This is a genomic window from Acinetobacter sp. 226 (assembly GCF_048147925.1).
Taxonomy (GTDB): Bacteria; Pseudomonadota; Gammaproteobacteria; order Pseudomonadales; family Moraxellaceae; genus Acinetobacter; species Acinetobacter pecorum.
Genome location: NZ_JAYWYX010000018.1, coordinates 1 through 12,302, shown reverse-complemented (window position 1 = coordinate 12,302; position 12,302 = coordinate 1). Strand labels below are relative to the sequence as shown.

The following is a 12,302-nucleotide window of genomic DNA, read 5'->3' as shown; positions in this document are numbered from 1 at the left end:
ATTAAATTCCCGCCAGAATTTTTTCTAATGACAGTGGGTCGGCATAATTTGAAATAGAACTCACTGGACTTTTGGATTTAGACAGTCCTGATAATTCTCGTAGATAATTGATAGTTAAAACTTCCTGACCGAAAACTTCCTGAAGATGTGCAGCTAAGTATTCTTCATTTAGCCAATTTGCAATGATGTCTAAGCCATGAATGGAGTGGTGTAATCCGGAACACAGTAAGGCCTTTACTTCGCTTAAAGCCTGGATGGTGAATTCGTAGGAATTATTTTTTTCATAAGCTCTGAACTTAAATTCATTTTTATTCTTGTTGTAAGAATAGGCATAGATCCAGCTGAAATGACTACTAAAAAAATAGTGATCAGGTTTGTCTGTTGTCAGAACAGGAATGTCGACTTTTTGTTGAAAAGTAAAATCCAAATGATAGTTTTGCTGTTTCTGATTAAGCTGAAAAAATAGAGCAATCCAGATTTGGTAGGCGTGCATGCATTTTGGATAACATATTAACTGAAGGTTTTTTGCAGGCACGCGGTAATTTGGTGTGCTTTTCTTCTTTCTAGACATACAATATGCTTTCCCATATGTGCTAAATAGCTAAAAATAAAACAATATATTCATATTTTTTTAAGTAGGGGAGCAATGGCTGAATATGCCGTATATTAGACCTCTTGCGAAAGTATCGTTTTACCTAATTTTTGAATTGGCTAAAACCTTATAAAATGTAGCTTTAGGCTGTTTAAATTTTGACTAACGCAAGAAGTCTACATCGTGTCATCAACTTTAATAGGTGTTACCTGATACTCAGCACCATCAATTGCTAAGTCACCAGTACGATAAGTCCAAGCAACTTTAAGATCTTTAACATTATCTTTATTGATTTGAGTAAACTGGGCGAAACGGTCTCCCAATGTATTGCGTCCTCATGCTGACCAGTCATTACCTTGATCTTGACCAGCATGTTCTTGAATAACTTTAGACTTTTCACCTGATGCTGTGACCAGTGGATGGATTTTGAACATTCCACCAATAAATGAGAAAAAACCAATTAATAGTACAATACTGATACCCATTGCTGGAGCAGTAGTAAGACTTTGTTTGCCATCCTTATTCAGTAATAATGGGGCAAATAGGGAAGCAACAATTGCAATGACTAAGAATGTTACAATGCGAGGAACTAATTGCCAAAAATCAGCTCCTACTTCATAAATCGCCCATAAACTACTTAAGGCAAGTAAGATAAGTGCAATCCATAAGGCATAAGATCGACGTTTAAAAAATCCAATCCCAATGAGTATCATCATGATACCTGCGATAAGATAGAACCATGATCCACCCAAGGTGATTAAATAAACCCCTCCAGCACTGAGTGCAAGTCCTAATATAGCTAGCAATATGCCTGCTATACCGATGATGGGAATAAAAAACTTCTGCATAAATACGTGACCTCTTAGTGGCTTAAATTTAAATCATGACTTGGACTTTTTGCTAAGACATAATGTAGAATTTCGAAAAATAAGTGTTTTACCACCCATATTCGAGCTGAATACCAAAATTAGAACCATGCGAAACTTGAGCAAAATCATTTTCTGGCGCAATTTGGTCTCTTAATTTTTGTTCTCTGTCATTCCAGAAAGCATGAGTGTAGTAAAAGCGAAGTTCTGGTCGGTCATAAAATCTAGTGCCTTTCGGTGACCATGTTGGAGCAAAAGTTAATTTGGTTAGATTTCTTTTTTCTTGATCTGTTTTAATTTGGTCAAAACCAACTTCAGCGGAAATTTTAAAATGATCACTCAACACGTAGGCAGTTCTTGAACCCATGGATAGCCATTCATTATTTGGAGACGCTTGAGCAATATTTTTTTGATAAATGATTTGAGCCTGACCGTTGAAGTTCTTATTTTCTGTTTCCCAATCCAGTACATCCACAAATCGGAAAGATGTATTATGACGATTAAGATGGACATCACCTGTATAACCCAAACCTGTACCAGGTCCTTCGCCATATTGGAGTGCAATCGTATTTTTACCATTCAATACATCTGAGGTGATAGTCTGTAGAGTCAATGCCCATCCATCATTCTCATCGTCAATATAAGATAATCCTATATTTAGTTTATTCTGATCATTTATGACTAAATCACTGACTGTGATGTCATGTCGATTAATATAATCCTCTTGAAAGAGGTTATCCTTTCTTGAGAAAACATAGCTTAATGCGAAATTCTTTAATTGATAATGATCTATACCAAATCCTGTACCACTTTGATTCCAATAGAAAAAGTCTGACATATGGCTATCATTTCGGTTGTAATATCTTCTTCCTGCCCAGAAGTTTCCTCCATTTAAGAATGAAACATTGGTCCAGTCCAAATAGATTTGGCTCATACGTGTATAGCCATTGTCACCATTAAAGCTCAATGTTTGTCCATATTGGTTATAAAACTGAGCCATTCCGTTAATATTGATTTTAGAATTATCCGATAGCGTTATTAAATTTTGTGAGGCAAAAAGTTCTCCATATTGCTCACATTCATTTCCTAGACGATATTTAGAGGGAGATCCAGTTAATTGAAAACATTCTTGTGTATGACCATTATTGGTTGTTCCCATGCCTGTACGGAAATAACCATGTATTTCAGCTCCCATTGAAAATTGAGGTACAGTTATGATTGTTATTGCTAAAAATAATGATGTTATTTTCATCTTCAAAAGTTCCTTTTTTTGAAAAAAAATGAACCTATCTATCCCTAAAATTCAGGTATAGATAGGTACTAATGGGGGGATTTAATTAATTCGGTTGATTGCCTTCAAAAGCATTTTGTAATAAATGGCGAATTGCATTTTTTTCAATAGGTTCTGGATTCCAATATGGGTTTGATAAAGCAATGTCTGTGGCTTTATCTAAATCTGCTTGGGTTAAACCTAATGATGATAGTGCTGTTGGGGCATCTAGCTCTGAAATGAGTTGGAAAAGAGCTTGGGCAGCGGTGCCTTCAGTTACACCTAATGCACGTTTAATTCTTAACATTGCTTCAGGAACTGCTTTTTCATTGTAAGCAATGGCATGAGGCAACACGACAGTATGGGTTGGTGCATGAGGAAGATTGAAACTACCTCCCAAGGTATGACAAAGTTTATGGTGGATTGCCATACCAACATTACCAAGTACATATCCACATAGCCATGCACCATATAAGCAGAGACTTCTTGCTTCAATATTTTGTGAATCTGTTTTTAATTTCTTTAGGCCTTCAGCGAGCGCTCGGATACCTTCTTCAGCAAGAAGTGACATAATTGGATTGCCATTTTGAGCATATAAACCTTCTGCTGCATGTGCAATGGCATTGATACCACTCGTAATCGACATTTCTAATGGTAGGGTAAGGGTTAATTCAGGATCATAAATTACGGTCTTTGGTAGAACACGAGGATCTTTTCCTGTTTTTTTAATACCGTTTTCAGTAATGCCATAAACAGGCGTCATTTCAGAGCCTGCATAGGTTGTGGGAATAGCTAAAATTGGAAGATCATATTCTAAAGCAATTGCTTTACCTAAACCTGTTGTAGAGCCACCACCAACAGCAACGGCACAATCAGCTCCAAGTTTTCTCGCCACTTCTCGTGCTTCTTGTGCAGATTCAAGTGGTACATGCATTACTGCTTTTGGAAAGACACCAACAGAAGCACTACCAAGTAAATTTGAAATCTTTTCAGCTAATTCAACTTGTTCTGGTGTACAGAGGATGAGTGCTTTTTTTGCGCCTAAGCGTTCAATTTCTTCTTGAAGTTTATTAAGTGAACCTGCACCAAAGATGACCCGACTCTGTGGAATATCATAGATAAATTCATTGTTCATGATGAAGCTCCCTTAAGGTAATGGGGTTGGTTGATAAGCATAAAATAGCCAATCGTTATTTTCTTTTTTCCAAACAGCCAGAGACTTGTTTTTCAAACTTTTTTCTACATTTCCTGCGATTAAATTAGAATGCATTTCTCCAAAGACGAGTGCGATATCACCCACAATTTGGATTTTCGAAATAGGATGTTTAATCCATTTGTAATCGTAATGACCTGCAAACAGTTTGTTTAGATACGATTCTTTGCTATCTGTGATACCTGTTGTATGGGTATAAGTCATTTCTGGATGAGCAAGCTTTGCAAAATCTTCATATCGCTTTTCAACAATGGATCTAAAACGCTCTTCTTCCAGCTTCTCTATTAATGCATCATCCATAGTGTAAGAATTTCATCAAAAAATTAGATATTTAATCCTAGCTTTTGTAGAAAATTAAAAAATATCAATTAGGAAAAATATATTTTCATAAATGAAAGAATCTTTTTTATTTGGTTTTACAGTGGGGTAATTGTTTGTAATTTATATATTTTTTATTAATGAAATTCTTAATTTAAAAATTGAGGTTTATCTATTTTTTAGGGGGTATTTAAATTGAGGTGAACCTAATCTATATGGAATTTTTATGAATATTATAACTTCACAAATAATAATGCCTTTTTCTAATGTTTTGCATCTAGATATCAAAGATAAGTTACGTGCTACAAAGAAGGCAGGTCTCTCAGCTCTTTCCATTCAACCCCAAGAGGTTAAGAGGATTATTCAAGCAAATAGAATAAGTTTACAAGACTTAAAGTCTATGGCAGATGATATGGGGGGTTGTTTTCTCAAGAATAGATCCGTTGTGTACTTGGGTTCCCCAATGGCAGGCAATAAACTTTGATCAAAAATTTAATGAGGAACACTCAACATCACCTTGTGAGTTTTTTGAAATTGCAACAAATCTAGGAGCGTCTACTTTAAGTTTAAATGCAATCTTTCCATCAAACCTTTACTCAATTGATGAATTGGCACATTATTTTTATCTTATTGATCAGATGGCAAATGGGCACGGTCTTATTTGTGATTTAGAACCAATTCCAATGTGGGGGATTAAAACAATAGAAGAAGCATGGAAGATTATTCAAATGTCAGGTTCTAAATATGGCGGTTTGGTGTTCGATTCTGTCCATTTTATTAGAAGCCACTCTTCATTGAATATGCTTGATGTTGTGCCTGCTGAACGTATCCATAGTGTGCAAATTAGCGATGGTTTATTACAACTAGGAGACAATGTATCATTGGAGGAGGATTGTTTCTTTCGGAAATGGCCTGGTGATGGCGAATTTCCACTGATTGAGATGCTTCAATATCTGCAAAATAAAGGAGCATTAACTGAACTTTGTGCAGAAGTATTTTCTTTTGAGAATAAGGGAAAAAGTTTAGAGCAGATAGCTTATCTTTCATACTATTCAATTGAAAAGCTCTTAAGAAAAGCAAAAATTGATAAAAATGAGTTGAATAATAGTATAACGTTAAAGAAATTTTAGATTTAAATATAAGGTGGATGGAGCATCCACCAGTGCAAATATAACTAGGAATTTAAGTTTTCAATAATCAGTGCAATACCTTGCCCCACACCGATACACATTGAACATAAAGCAAATTTTCCGCCTGTTTGTTCCAGTTGATTGAGTGCAGTCGTTACTAATCTTGCCCCTGATGCACCCAATGGATGACCTAAGGCAATCGCACCGCCATTTGGATTGACACGAGCATCATCATCAGCTAAACCAAGCTCACGAGTACATGCTAAGGCTTGTGCCGCAAAAGCTTCATTTAACTCAATCACATCCATTTGATCCAAAGTCATATTGGCGTGTTTAAGTAATTTTTGAATCGCTGGTGCAGGCGCAAAACCCATAATGCGTGGTTCAACCCCCACCGTTGTTGACGCAATAATTTTGGCACGAGCTTTTAAATTGTATTGCGTTACTGCTTCATCTGACGCAATCAACACGGCGGCGGCACCATCATTAATACCTGAGGCATTGCCTGCGGTGACTGTACCCTCTGCTTTCACCACACCTTTGAGTTTAGTCAATGCTTCCAATGTGGTTGATGCTCGTGGATGCTCATCGCTATCTACCGCAACCGCATCACCTTTACGCTGTGGAATCGTCACAGGAATAATTTCTTTGGCAAAATAACCTTTGGCTTGTGCTGCTACGGTACGTTGTTGACTGTTTAAAGCAAATTGATCTTGATCAGCACGGTTAATATTGAACTGTTCCGCAACATTTTCCGCCGTTTGTGGCATGGTTTCGACACCATACATGTCTTTAAGTTTTGGATTGATAAAACGCCAACCCATCGTGGTATCTTCAATCTTTTGACTGCGACCAAATGCACTCTCAGATTTACCCATCACATACGGCGCACGGCTCATACTTTCTACACCGCCTGCAATCACTAAATGGGCTTCACCTGATTTAATCGCACGAGCTGCCATTGCAATGGCATCCAGTGATGAACCACATAAACGATTGACTGTGGTTGCAGGCACTTGATAAGGCAAACCAGCCAATAATGCCGACATACGTCCGACATTACGGTTGTCCTCACCTGCCTGATTGGCACAGCCATAAATCACATCATCAACCTGTTGCCAATCTACTGTTGGATTACGTTGCATCAAGGCTTGTAATGGAATTGCACCCAAATCATCAGCTCGAATAGGTGCTAAACCGCCTGCATAGCGACCAAAAGGCGTACGAATGGCATCAATAATGTAAGCATTTTTCATGATCTGTTCCTATCCCTGTGTCGCATCAATCAGTTTTGCACCAGTCAAAGACTGCAACTCGTCAAAGCTCAAACCCTCTACTTTTTCAAGGACTTTTAAACCGTCTTTGGTGACATCAATCACGCACAAATCGGTATAAATCCGATCGACACAATGCTTGCCTGTCACTGGATAAGTCAGTTCCTCAACAATTTTGGGTTCACCTTTTTTGGTCACATGATCCGTAGTGATAAAGACTTTTTTAGCCCCCACCGCCAAATCCATCGCACCACCTACGGCTGGAATGGCATCTTGAGCCCCTGTATGCCAGTTGGCTAAATCGCCATTGGCTGCAACCTGAAAAGCACCCAAAACCGCAATATCCAAATGTCCACCACGCATCATGGCAAAGGAATCTCCATGATGAAAAAAGCTCCCGCCTGTCAGCATGGTGACGTATTCCTTACCTGCATTAATCAGTTCAGGATCTTCTTGACCTTTTACTGGCGGCGGACCAAAAGCTAGCAAACCATTTTCAGAATGTAAAAATACATCTTTATCGGCAGGTAAATAATTTGAAATTTTGGTCGGTAAACCAATGCCCAGATTCACATACGCACCATCGGGAATATCCTGCGCCACACGTTCAGCAATTTGATCACGGCTTAATTTTTGGTAGCTCATTGTTATTCTCCTTGCTCGTTTTCAGGTGTACCGACTGCCACCACATGCTGTACAAAAATGCCTGCGGTAATAATATGTTCAGGATCTAACTCGCCCAGCTCAACCACTTCAGCCACTTGCGCAATGGTGACATCGGCTGCCATTGCCATGATTGGACCAAAGTTACGAGCAGATTTACGATAAATTAGATTGCCCCAACGATCGCCCTTATAAGCTTTGATCAAGGCAAAATCAGCTTTGATCGGTGACTCCAACACATAATCTTTGCCTTCATAACTGAGTGTTGGTTTGCCTTCTGCCAATAATGTACCAAAACCAGTTGGCGTATAAATTGGACCTAAGCCCATACCCGCGGCTTGGATACGGCAAGCAAGATTACCTTGTGGTACAAGTTCCAGTTCGATCTTGCCTGCCTGGTAAAGCTCATCAAATACCCATGAATCGGACTGACGAGGAAAGGAGCAAATAATTTTACGTACTGCGCCTGTTTTTAATAATTTGGCAAGACCATAGTCGCCATTACCAGCATTATTATTGACAATCACCAAGTCTTTGACACCGAGTTCAATCAATCCATCAATCAATTCGGCTGGTTGGCCTGCTGTACCAAAACCACCGATCATGATGGTTGAACTATCCTTGATTTGGGATAATGCTTCTTTGAGTGTGGTGCTTTTATCAATCATGATGCTTCGCCTACCTTTTTATTATTCAGAATAAAATCAAAATTTAAAGTGTAAAAAGGAGTATTGTGGAATTGCCCATTTGGATCTGTGCCATTCTCATGACGAACCCATTCTGCAATGAGAGAGGAACGAACACCAAACACTGCATCGGAGTCTAAATATTCTCCAGATTCTTTAAATACATGAGTAACTAAACGTTCATAGCCTGGTGCGCTAATCATAAAATGTAAATGAGCAGGCCTCCATGGATGGCGATTTAAGGCCTCAAGCATTTTTCCGACTGGACCGTCATGCGGAATAGGATAGGCTTCGGGCACAATCGTCTCAAAATAATACTTGCCTTCCTGATTAGCTGTAAAAACAGCTCGACCTTGATATTCTGTCAGACCCTCTTTTTGGACATCATAATATCCATCATCATCAGCTTGCCAAGCTTCAATTTCAGCGTAAGGAATGATTTTGCCATCAACTCCTTTCACTTGTCCTTTGACAAACCAAGGTGTGCCTTTCACTCCAATACTCATATTACTGCCAAGTGGAAGCTTTGGGGCGTTTTGGACATGGAACGGACCAAATACAGTTGCTTCAGTACAACCGACAGGTTTTTTATGGTTTTGTGCAATGACTAAGGTGGATAAACCTAACGTATCGGAAAGTAAAATAAATTCCTGACGAGTTGGGCTACAAATTTGGCCTACGTCAGTTAAGAATTTGATGCCAATTTCCCATTCTTCTTCAGTTAACTCAATTTCTCTTGCGAATGAATGCAGATGCTTTACAAGAGAATGCATGATATCTTTTAATCTTTCATTACTGGATGATGAGTTACGCTCAATGACTGCTTGGGTAATCGTTCTTTCGTCTAAATTTTTCATATTTTTTCCGTAAAAATTGAAATATTCCTATTTTGCTCATGCTAAGCTGATGTAATTTGAAATAAAATGGCTGTAAGGAAAATCTTTATTTCATTTTAGGAATAATCAGGAAGATATGACAATGGACCGACTCACTAGCATGGAACTGTTTGTTGCAGTTGCAGAACTTGGAACCTTGAATAAAGCTGCTGAATCATTGGATATTTCAAATGCGGCTGCTACACGTCATATTGTTTCTCTAGAAAGCCGTTTGAATGTTCGACTGATTGAACGGAGTACTCGGCGTTTAGCTTTAACAAACATTGGATTAGAATATTATAAAAAATGTAAGGATTTACTGGCGGAGATTGATCAAGCAGAATCATCCATTAGCTCATCAGCGGTTGAACCAGAAGGGACAGTGACGATCACATCCTCAGTTTCTTTTGCGATTATGCATCTTGCACCTTTGATTCCACATTTTAATAAGCTTTATCCTAAGATTAAAATTAATCTTGTTGGTGCAAATCGTTACTACGATATTATTGACAGTAATATTGATCTTGCGATTCGTACACGAGAGTTTGAACCCGATTCAAATCTAACAATTAAAAAATTGGCAAGTACTCGTAGAATCTTGGCGGCATCTTATGACTATATTAAAAAAAGAGGAAAACCTAAGACAATTGAAGAGCTAAAAGATCACGACATTTTACTTTATAGTCATGCAAATAATCCTAGAGTTCTAAGTTTTTCAAAAGAAGGCGAAGTTTGTAATTTCACAATTGATCCTGTGTTAGAAACAAATGATGGTCAAATTGTTAAAGCAGTCGCCTTAAGTGGTGCAGGAATATTAATTCAACCTTTATATATTATTTATCAAGATATTGTAGAGGGAAGACTGATCCCAATTCTTACAGATTGGCATTTGCCAGAATTAACGATCAATATTGCTTTTCAAAGTCGGCAATTTATGCCTATAAAGAACCGTTTGTTTATAGACTTTCTAATCGATGACTTTACTAAAAAGGAATATGAACGTTATTGGAATGGTATCCAGTCCATTGGTTTCTCTCATTATTAAGGGTTTTCATAAAAAAATTTCTTATATGAAATACTGTTTTTCTATGGTGAACTTCATATCTCCTAGTGAACAAGATAGTTTCCCTCATGATAGTTTAAGCCCATTATTTATTTAAGATCAAAATTTTAAATGAGTAATACAACTGAAATGAGAGAAGATATGACTACTATGAAGCCCAAATATTATACACGTACAGCCCAATGTCTACATTGGATTATGGCAGTAATTTTTATTATTGCTTGGCTGATTGGGTTCTATAGTGGAAATTTTTTAAGTTATGAGGTTAATGGCTCTTTTAAAGGTAGTGTCATTACCTTACATAAAAATATTGCTACAGTCCTCATTTTTTTGTTGGTTGTTCGCATCTTTTGGCGATACACGCATCCTGTACCAGAGTTGCCAAGTACCATGTCACCGATCATGAAAAAGTTTGCACATTTTGGACACTTTATGCTGTATCTCATGTTGATTGCTTTGCCTATTACAGGTTGTTTATTTAGCTGGAGTGCAGGACATCCAGCTCCAGTATTGTATCTATTTGAAATTCCAAGATTAGTACAGACTAATCCTGAGCTTCTAGCAATAGTTAAACCACTGCATATTTATCTTTCATGGTTTGCCGGGTTTCTAATAGTTGGGCACATAGTCGCTGCTTTAAAGCACCACTTTATTGATAAGGATAATGTGCTGCTAAGCATGATGAAATCTAAATGAGAAAAATGGTTGATTTCATATAAAAATAAAGATTATTTCTAATATGAAATAATCTTTTCCTAAAAAGCACTTTAACGTCATAAAATAAAAAGTTAATTTTGGGCGAAATAGAAAATTGGAAAATATTTACAGGAGTTTTGCAATGCAAAAAGATAAACTAAAAGTGGCTTTATTGGGTATTACCCATCCACATACCTCTGGACGAGTTAAAGCTTTGCAGAGACGTGATGATGTTGAAATATACGGTGCGGCAGATCACAGTGAACTTCTAAAACCTTTTTGTGATGCTTTAAACTTAACGATTTGTACTAAAGATGAGATCCTGAATAATCCAGAGATTGATATGATTTTAGTACATTCTAAAAGTTATGAAATGGCTGATCTAACTATTGCCGCCTTAGAAAAAGGTAAAGCAGTTCTGGTTGAAAAGCCAGCAGGTCGTGGTGAACAAGATACACAACGCATTGTAGATGCTGTAGAAAAATATAATGGTTTCGTTCAAGTGGGTTATTGCTGGCGTTTTGCTCCTTCAATTAATGTCATGCAAGATTGTTTGAAACAAGGAAAGATTGGTAAAGTTCTACAAGTTCGTGCTCATGCAGGATGTTCTCATAACGAAGCTGAAACAGCACATATGCGACAGCCAGGAGATTTAGGCGGTGCCTTTTTTGTGATTGGTTGTCACTTATTTGATCGTGTTCTTCATCATTTTGGTATGCCTAAATCTGTGAATGCTCGGATTACAAAGTTTAATGGCTTTAAAGGTGAAGAATCGAGAGAAGATGCTGCTGGGGCAATTTTAAATTACGATGATAAAATTGTTGTAGTTGACTTTATGTCTTGGGATGTATTGCCGTGGACTGAAAGTTGGGATATGACTGCCTATGGAACAGAAGGTATTATGTCATCTCGTTCGTTACCTTCCTCTTATAAGCTTTATCAAACAGGTAGAGTGGAAGGAACAACAGAAGGTTGGACAGAATGGCATGAAACAAGTTTTCCTGAAATTTGGGCAACTAAAAAGACAGAATATTCACCAGAAATTGCAGAAATTGGTAACCCCATTTATTTCGATCGTGAGCTAAATGCATTTCTTGATTCTTATTTGAATAAAAAACCGTCACAAGTTCCAGCAACTCAAGCACATAATATTTCAATATTATTGGCAAAATTATTTGAATCAGCAGCAAATAATGGAACAGAAGTAGCTCTTTAAATTTTGTATAAAATATAAGCCTCTATGTATTTACTATATGGAGGCTTTTTATTTTTTGAATGTTGTTGAAAAAGAGTTTTTCGTAATTTAGGTTGTTGGCTTAATTTTAAATTATTAATAATAAACAAATACAGGTAAGGTATTTAAAAAAGGTATTAAATGGATAAGTCTGAAAGTAGTATTTCTACAGAAAATTATATTAAGGAACCTCAAAGTATACGTATCGCAATGATATATGCTTTATTAATGTCTGCAATTGCTGGTTTTGCGTAAGCGTCCGCTGAACCCCACTTTTTCTAACTCATTAATACCGCGATAGTGTCCACTTAAATTTAAGTGGACACCTATTTATGGATTTAAAGAGGCTTTGTTGCACAAACCTAGCCTATAAGGTTTATTCAGTCCTATAATTTCAAAATGAATAAACATACTCCTAAAAC

The 12,302-nt window shown here is 37.2% G+C and carries 14 protein-coding genes; 4 read left to right on the top strand and 10 right to left on the bottom strand.

The genetic code is table 11. The features are described 5' to 3' along the window. Position 1: 1 nt before the first annotated feature. The 6 genes from VXP95_RS09840 to VXP95_RS09815 form a co-directional block, all read right to left on the bottom strand. A complete protein-coding gene (locus VXP95_RS09840; RefSeq protein WP_416711974.1) occupies positions 2 to 493 on the bottom strand; it encodes a hypothetical protein in 492 nt (163 codons plus the stop codon). Positions 494 to 768: 275 nt separating this feature from the next. Continuing rightward, positions 769 to 915, bottom strand: a complete 147-nt coding sequence (locus tag VXP95_RS09835; RefSeq protein ID WP_416711936.1) for a hypothetical protein — start codon at positions 913 to 915, stop codon at positions 769 to 771. Between the two features lie 12 nt (positions 916 to 927). Continuing rightward, the gene (locus VXP95_RS09830) at positions 928 to 1,440 is read right to left on the bottom strand and encodes a hypothetical protein (protein ID WP_416711935.1); all 513 of its coding nucleotides are present in this window, start codon (positions 1,438 to 1,440) and stop codon (positions 928 to 930) included. An 88-nt stretch (positions 1,441 to 1,528) separates the two neighbouring features. Beyond that, positions 1,529 to 2,710, bottom strand: coding sequence for a maltoporin (locus tag VXP95_RS09825; protein ID WP_416711934.1), 1,182 nt, complete (start codon positions 2,708 to 2,710; stop codon positions 1,529 to 1,531). Positions 2,711 to 2,795: 85 nt separating this feature from the next. Next, positions 2,796 to 3,863 (bottom strand): maleylacetate reductase, encoded by a 1,068-nt coding sequence (locus VXP95_RS09820; protein WP_416711933.1) that lies wholly within the window; start codon positions 3,861 to 3,863, stop codon positions 2,796 to 2,798. Positions 3,864 to 3,875: 12 nt separating this feature from the next. Then, positions 3,876 to 4,241, bottom strand: coding sequence for a nuclear transport factor 2 family protein (locus VXP95_RS09815; protein ID WP_416711932.1), 366 nt, complete (start codon positions 4,239 to 4,241; stop codon positions 3,876 to 3,878). Between the two features lie 461 nt (positions 4,242 to 4,702). Between VXP95_RS09815 and VXP95_RS09810 the strand changes: the two genes are divergently transcribed. After that, a complete protein-coding gene (locus VXP95_RS09810) occupies positions 4,703 to 5,389 on the top strand; it encodes a sugar phosphate isomerase/epimerase family protein (RefSeq protein WP_416711931.1) in 687 nt (228 codons plus the stop codon). 44 nt (positions 5,390 to 5,433) lie between these two features. On the opposite strand, the gene pcaF is transcribed toward VXP95_RS09810, so the two are convergent. From pcaF to VXP95_RS09790, 4 genes are read right to left on the bottom strand one after another with little or no spacing between them, the layout of a single operon-like run. Then, positions 5,434 to 6,645, bottom strand: a complete 1,212-nt coding sequence (pcaF, locus tag VXP95_RS09805; RefSeq protein ID WP_416711930.1) for a 3-oxoadipyl-CoA thiolase — start codon at positions 6,643 to 6,645, stop codon at positions 5,434 to 5,436. A 9-nt stretch (positions 6,646 to 6,654) separates the two neighbouring features. Then, a complete protein-coding gene (locus VXP95_RS09800; RefSeq protein WP_416711929.1) occupies positions 6,655 to 7,308 on the bottom strand; it encodes a 3-oxoacid CoA-transferase subunit B in 654 nt (217 codons plus the stop codon). Positions 7,309 to 7,310: 2 nt separating this feature from the next. Then, complete coding sequence (locus VXP95_RS09795; RefSeq protein ID WP_416711928.1) at positions 7,311 to 7,994, bottom strand: 3-oxoacid CoA-transferase subunit A; 684 nt, start codon at positions 7,992 to 7,994, stop codon at positions 7,311 to 7,313. Beyond that, entirely contained in the window at positions 7,991 to 8,869 is an 879-nt protein-coding gene (locus VXP95_RS09790; RefSeq protein WP_416711927.1) for a dioxygenase, read from the bottom strand. The genes VXP95_RS09795 and VXP95_RS09790 overlap by 4 nt, the downstream gene beginning before the upstream one ends. A 139-nt stretch (positions 8,870 to 9,008) precedes the next feature. On the opposite strand from VXP95_RS09790, the gene VXP95_RS09785 reads away from it, so the two are divergent. The 3 genes from VXP95_RS09785 (at position 9,009) to VXP95_RS09775 (ending at position 11,862) form a co-directional block, all read left to right on the top strand. After that, the gene (locus VXP95_RS09785) at positions 9,009 to 9,932 is read left to right on the top strand and encodes a LysR family transcriptional regulator (RefSeq protein WP_416711926.1); all 924 of its coding nucleotides are present in this window, start codon (positions 9,009 to 9,011) and stop codon (positions 9,930 to 9,932) included. Positions 9,933 to 10,091: 159 nt separating this feature from the next. Beyond that, the gene (locus VXP95_RS09780) at positions 10,092 to 10,646 is read left to right on the top strand and encodes a cytochrome b (protein ID WP_416711973.1); all 555 of its coding nucleotides are present in this window, start codon (positions 10,092 to 10,094) and stop codon (positions 10,644 to 10,646) included. A 142-nt stretch (positions 10,647 to 10,788) separates the two neighbouring features. Further along, positions 10,789 to 11,862: a Gfo/Idh/MocA family protein gene (locus tag VXP95_RS09775; protein ID WP_416711925.1), complete on the top strand. Its 1,074-nt coding sequence runs from the start codon at positions 10,789 to 10,791 to the stop codon at positions 11,860 to 11,862. The last annotated feature ends 440 nt before the right edge of the window (positions 11,863 to 12,302 follow it).

What these genes read in the sequence shown, in the direction of transcription:
- VXP95_RS09840 (WP_416711974.1), bottom strand. Translation starts at nt 493, where the DNA reads ATGCACGCCTACCAAATCTGGATTGCTCTATTTTTTCAGCTTAATCAG.
- VXP95_RS09830 (WP_416711935.1), bottom strand. Translation starts at nt 1,440, where the DNA reads ATGCAGAAGTTTTTTATTCCCATCATCGGTATAGCAGGCATATTGCTA.
- VXP95_RS09825 (WP_416711934.1), bottom strand. Translation starts at nt 2,710, where the DNA reads ATGAAAATAACATCATTATTTTTAGCAATAACAATCATAACTGTACCT.
- VXP95_RS09820 (WP_416711933.1), bottom strand. Translation starts at nt 3,863, where the DNA reads ATGAACAATGAATTTATCTATGATATTCCACAGAGTCGGGTCATCTTT.
- VXP95_RS09815 (WP_416711932.1), bottom strand. Translation starts at nt 4,241, where the DNA reads ATGGATGATGCATTAATAGAGAAGCTGGAAGAAGAGCGTTTTAGATCC.
- pcaF (WP_416711930.1), bottom strand. Translation starts at nt 6,645, where the DNA reads ATGAAAAATGCTTACATTATTGATGCCATTCGTACGCCTTTTGGTCGC.
- VXP95_RS09800 (WP_416711929.1), bottom strand. Translation starts at nt 7,308, where the DNA reads ATGAGCTACCAAAAATTAAGCCGTGATCAAATTGCTGAACGTGTGGCG.
- VXP95_RS09795 (WP_416711928.1), bottom strand. Translation starts at nt 7,994, where the DNA reads ATGATTGATAAAAGCACCACACTCAAAGAAGCATTATCCCAAATCAAG.
- VXP95_RS09790 (WP_416711927.1), bottom strand. Translation starts at nt 8,869, where the DNA reads ATGAAAAATTTAGACGAAAGAACGATTACCCAAGCAGTCATTGAGCGT.
- VXP95_RS09785 (WP_416711926.1), top strand. Translation starts at nt 9,009, where the DNA reads ATGGAACTGTTTGTTGCAGTTGCAGAACTTGGAACCTTGAATAAAGCT.
- VXP95_RS09780 (WP_416711973.1), top strand. Translation starts at nt 10,092, where the DNA reads ATGACTACTATGAAGCCCAAATATTATACACGTACAGCCCAATGTCTA.
- VXP95_RS09775 (WP_416711925.1), top strand. Translation starts at nt 10,789, where the DNA reads ATGCAAAAAGATAAACTAAAAGTGGCTTTATTGGGTATTACCCATCCA.